Origin of the sequence: Pseudomonas kielensis (assembly GCF_014236655.1) — a bacterium.
Classification (GTDB): domain Bacteria; phylum Pseudomonadota; class Gammaproteobacteria; order Pseudomonadales; family Pseudomonadaceae; genus Aquipseudomonas; species Aquipseudomonas kielensis.
On the sequence record NZ_JACMYG010000066.1, the window covers coordinates 1 to 5,397 of the forward strand.

1 protein-coding gene is annotated in these 5,397 nt (G+C 61.6%); it reads right to left on the reverse strand.

Annotated elements, in window-relative coordinates:
• Nucleotides 1–52: 52 nt before the first annotated feature.
• Complete coding sequence (locus H7995_RS27895; protein ID WP_166591173.1) at nt 53–4,924, reverse strand: NAD-glutamate dehydrogenase; 4,872 nt, start codon at nt 4,922–4,924, stop codon at nt 53–55.
• Between the last annotated feature and the right edge of the window lie 473 nt (nt 4,925–5,397).

Here is a 5,397-nt window from a genome sequence, read left to right on the forward strand (position 1 = left end):
CATAAAAAAGCCCCGCATCTCTCGATACGGGGCTTTCTTATTCAGCGCTCAATCAGGCAGTGGCAGGCACTACCGCTTGACCGCTCAACGCCAGGTCCAGCAGTTCACGGTTGGCCACCGCGTACATGGCGTAGTCGGTACCGCTGGCGGCACGGATTTCCACCAGCATGGCACGCCAGCGATCGATCATGCCTTCGTGTTGCTCCATCCACAGGGCCAGGCGTGTTTCCACATCCAGGCTGCCGTCGCCCTGCTGCAGGACGGAGATGGTGATCGCCCGCTGTTGCCAGTCGACGTCATCACGGAAGGCTTCACGGGCCAGTGCCTGCCAGTTGTTTTCCACCGGCAGTGCGCTGATCTGTTGCAGGTACCAGGTGATATCCAGCGCGCTGCCCACGGCGAAGTAGGCCTTGGCCACGTCCGCGGCGTTCTGCCCGGTGACATCCGAGGCCTCGATGATCGGCAGCAAGGTGTACAGGTGGCTGGTGCCTGCAACCATGCGCGCCAGCAACTCCGGCACGCCGGCATCGACGTAGGCGGTGTAGCGGGTCTGCCAGCCTTCGCGGGTCGGGCCTTCCAGCAGCTCGTCGAGCTTGAGGCCCAGGGCTGCCAGGTGCGGACCGAAATGCGCCACGTCACGCGCCGCGTTCTGCTCGTTGCGACGGGTACGCAGGAACCAGCGCGTGGCACGGCGACCCAGGCGCATCAGCTCGTCCATCAGCTCCAGTTGCACGTCGGCGCTGACTTGGTAGTCCAGCGCTTCAATCTGGCGGAACCAGTGCGGGAGATGGAAAATGTCGCGCACGATCACATAGGCGCCGGCCACGTTCGCCGGGCTCATGCCGGTCGACTCTTTGAGTCGCTGCACGAAGGTGATGCCCATGTGGTTGACCAGGTCGTTGGCGATCTGGGTGCTGACGATCTCGCGCTTCAGACGGTGACGACGCATGGCTTCGGAGAACTTGCTCACCAGGGTCGGCGGGAAAGCGGTTTCCATGTCGCGGGTCAGGTAGTCGTCATCCGGCACCAGGGAGCCCAGCAACTGCTCCTTGAGGTCGATCTTGCTGTAGGAGATCAGCACCGACAGCTCGGCACGGGTCAGGCCATGGCCTGCCGCAACGCGCTCGTTGATGGCCTCTTCCGACGGCAGGAATTCGATGGCGCGATCCAGCTTGCCACGGCCTTCCAGATCGTTCATCAGGCGCTTGTATTCGGCAATCCGCGGCAAGGCGCGACGGGCTGCCAGGGACAGGGCCTGGGTCTGCTTGTAGTTGTTGCCCAACACCAGGCCACCGACTTCGTCGGTCATGCTCGCCAGCAACTGGTTGCGTTGCTTGTCGGTCATGTCGCCAGCCTGCACCACTTCGTTGAGCAGGATCTTGATGTTCACTTCGTGGTCGGAGCAGTCCACGCCACCGGCGTTGTCGATGAAGTCGGTGTTGGAGCCGCCGCCATTGAGGCCGAACTCGACACGACCCAGTTGGGTCATGCCCAGGTTACCGCCCTCGCCCACGACCTTGCAGCGCAGTTCGTTGCCGTTGACCCGCAGTGCATCGTTGGCCTTGTCGCCGACATCGGCGTGGCTTTCGCTGCTGGCCTTGACGTACGTCCCGATACCGCCGTTCCACAACAGGTCCACCGGTGCCTTGAGCAAGGCATTGAGCAGTTCGGTCGGGGTCAGCTTGTCGGCTTGAATGTCGAAGCGCTCTTTCATCTGCGGGGAAATCGCGATGCTTTTTGCGCTACGGGAGAAGATCCCGCCGCCTTCGGACATGATGCTGGTGTCGTAGTCCGACCAGGCCGAACGTGGCAGATCGAACAGGCGCTTACGTTCAGCGAAGCTGTTGGCAGGCGTAGGATTCGGGTCGATGAAGATGTGCAGGTGGTTGAACGCCGCCACCAGTTGCAGGGTCTCGGACATCAACAGGCCGTTACCGAACACGTCGCCGGCCATGTCGCCGACACCAACCACGGTGATGCTGTCTTTCTGCACATTGATGCCGCGTTCGCGGAAGTGACGTTGTACGCCCACCCACGCGCCCTTGGCGGTAATCCCCATTTTCTTGTGGTCGTAACCGGCGGAACCACCGGAAGCGAACGCGTCACCCAGCCAGAAGCCGTAGTCGATGGCGATACCGTTGGCGATGTCGGAGAAGGTCGCAGTGCCTTTGTCCGCCGCCACCACCAGGTACGGGTCATCGTCGTCATGGCGCACGACGTTGGCCGGCGGCACCAGGGCGCCGTCCTTCAGGTTGTCGGTGATGTCCAACAGGCCCGAAATGAAGATGCGGTAGCAGGCGATGCCCTCGGCCGCGATCTCGTCACGGCTGCCGCCCAGTGGCAGGCGACGCGGCAGGAAGCCGCCCTTGGCGCCCACCGGCACGATGACCGAGTTCTTCACTTGCTGGGCTTTTACCAGGCCCAGGACTTCGGTGCGGAAGTCTTCTTCACGGTCCGACCAGCGCAGGCCGCCACGCGCCACAGTACCGAAGCGCAGGTGAACGCCTTCGACGCGCGGCGAGTAAACGAAGATTTCGAACTTCGGTACCGGCTTTGGCAGTTCTGGAATCAGGTGCGGGTTGAACTTGAAGCTGAAGTACGACTTGTTATGGCCGTTGGCGTCAGTCTGGTAGAAGTTGGTGCGCAGGGTGGCCTTGATCAGGTCCAGGTAGCGACGCAGGATGCGGTCTTCGTTGAGCACCTGGACGTCGTCCAGGGCGCTGAGGATCGCGTGTTCCAGGCGTTGCTGCTTGTCTTCCAGATCGTCGCCCGACAGTTTGCGCGCCAGGTAGAAACGGGTCTTGAACAACCGGGTCAGCTCGCGAGCGATGTCGGTGTGGTTGTTCAGGGTGCTGGCGATGTAACCCAGGTCGAAGCCCAGGCGGATCTGCTTCATGTAACGCGCATACGCACGCAGCAGCGCCACGTCGCGCCATGGCAGGCCGGCGGTCAACACCAGGCGGTTGAACGCATCGTTCTCGGCATCGCCACGCACGATGTGCACGAACGCGTCCTGCAATGTGTCGTTGAGCTGCTGGATGTCCAGTTCCAGGCCTTCGGCAGCGGTGAAGGCGAAGTCGTGGATCCAGAACTCGCGGCCACCGTTGTGGCGCAGGCGGTACGGGAACTCACCCAACACGCGCAGGCCGAGGTTTTCCAGGATCGGCAGGACGTCGGACAGGGCCAGCGGGGTGTCGGCGTGATACAGCTTGCAGTGCAGCTCGCGCTGGCCCGAGACCTGGCCCAGCGGCTGGTAGAAGCTCATCACCAGCGGATTTTTTTCGTTCAGGCTCAGCAGGTGCTGCATGTCGACCACGGCCGAATGCGCGGCGAAACGCTCGCGGTAGCCGGCCGGGAAGCCTTTCGGGAAGTCCGCCAGCACGTTGGTGCCGTGGGCTTCGCCGAAGCTTTCCACCACCAGGCTGGCGTAGTCGTCCTGCCAACTGCGGCAGGCCTGCACCACTTCTTTTTCCAGCAGCAGCGGATCGATGTCGATGCGGTTTTTCGGGTCGACCCGAAGAATCAGTTGCACACGGGCCAGCACGGACTCGGAGAAGAAGGTCCAGAACTCGCAATCGGTGGCTTTGAGGCGATCCATCAGCACTTGCTGGATCTTCTGCCGCACTTCGGTGGAGTAGATGTCGCGTGGCACGTAGGCCAGGCAGTAGCAGAAACGACCGTACGGGTCTTTGCGCAGGAACACGCGGATCTTGTTGCGTTCCTGGATCTGCACGATCGACATCACGGTGCTGAACAGCTCGTCCACCGGGGTCTGGAACAGGTCGTCACGGGGCAGTACTTCCAGCACCTGGGCCAGTTCCTTGCCCAGGTGGGCCTTGGCCTGGAAGCCAGAGCGCTGCTCGATGATCTCGACCTTGCGGCGGATGTAAGGAATCACCCGCACGCTTTCGCCATACACCGAGGAGGTGTACAGGCCCATGAAGCGGCATTCCTTGATGACGTTGCCATCGGCATCGATCTGGCGGATCGACACGTAGTCAGGGTACGCAGGACGGTGCACCCGGCTTGGGTGGGCCGCCTTGGCGAACGACAGCGGGGTCGCTTCGCGCAGGTAGTTCACGGCGTATTCTTCGATGCGCAGGTCTTCGGCGGTGAGGCCGGCGCGCAGCAGCTTGGTCAGGCCGAGGAAGGAGTCCTGGTCATATTCGATGTGACCACCTTCCTGGTCTTCGCGAACCACGAACTCTTCGTAGCCGAGGAAGGTGAAGTGGTTGCCCACCAGCCATTCGAGGAAGCTCTTGATCTCGCCCTTCTCGTCAGCGGCGATGGTGAACTGGCTGGTGTCGACGCCGTCGATCAGCTCCTGGACCTTGGCTTTCATCGGCTCGAAATCGGCGACCGCCACGCGGACCTCACCGAGTACCTGCTCCAGTTCCTTGCTCAGGACATTGAGCTCGGCGGCGTTGGCGCAACGGTCGATTTCCAGGTACATCAGCGATTCTTGCTCGATGCCTTCGCCCTGGGTGCCTTTTGGCAGGATTTCCAGCAACTCGCCCTTGGCCCCGCGACGCACGCTCAGCACGGTGGTCTGCAGGGTATGGATGCTGTAGCCACGACGGTTCAGCTCGGTACGCACCGAGTCCACCAGGAACGGCAGGTCGTGGTGCAGCACTTCGACCGCGGTGTGGGTCGACTGCCAGCCATGGCGTTCGTAGTCAGGGTTGTAGACGCGCACTTGCGGCTGCGCGTGGTCAAAGCGCTCAAGCAGGCGCCAGGCGGAAAGTGTGCAGCCGGCGAGGTCGGACAACCGGCGCTGGGTCAGTTCATCAAGAGAAATAATGCCGAAGAATTGTTCAGCGAACAGCGCCACTTGTGGCAGTGCCTGTTCACTGATGTGCTGCGCCAGTGCCGCTTGCAGTTGGTGCTGGAAGTCGGCTTTGCTGGCTGCGGTGAAGAACGCCATCTGTGGTACTCCGCTTGGGCTTGTTATTGATGGAAGCGTCGCGTGCAAAACCCCTGTTCGGGGCAACCTGTCACCCGGCTCCTGATTCTCGGGCAGAGGAAACAGGGCGACAGGTGGGTGAAGCTGGACGAGACACTCAGGTCACATTCACCTTCCAAGGATGGGCATCTGCAAAAACGACTGCCGGGCAACCCGGCAATGTCTTTACAGGTGTCCATCCGTTGCGCAGCTTAACGAGTGCGGCAAGGCCCGTGCTTGCGATGCTGCGACATATTCGGTCATCGGTACGCAGCCCCGCGGCGGGGCCTCGAACAACACTAGCAGGCGTGGGGAAAAATGGCGGTTTTATCCCTGGATTTGCGGGCTTCGCGTATTGGAAATGACTGGATCAGGAGATTTGTTCACGACATATTTCCTGACATTTGAGTCAGGACAGCGCGGTCTACCTTCGGAACCAGATCACACCTACAGCC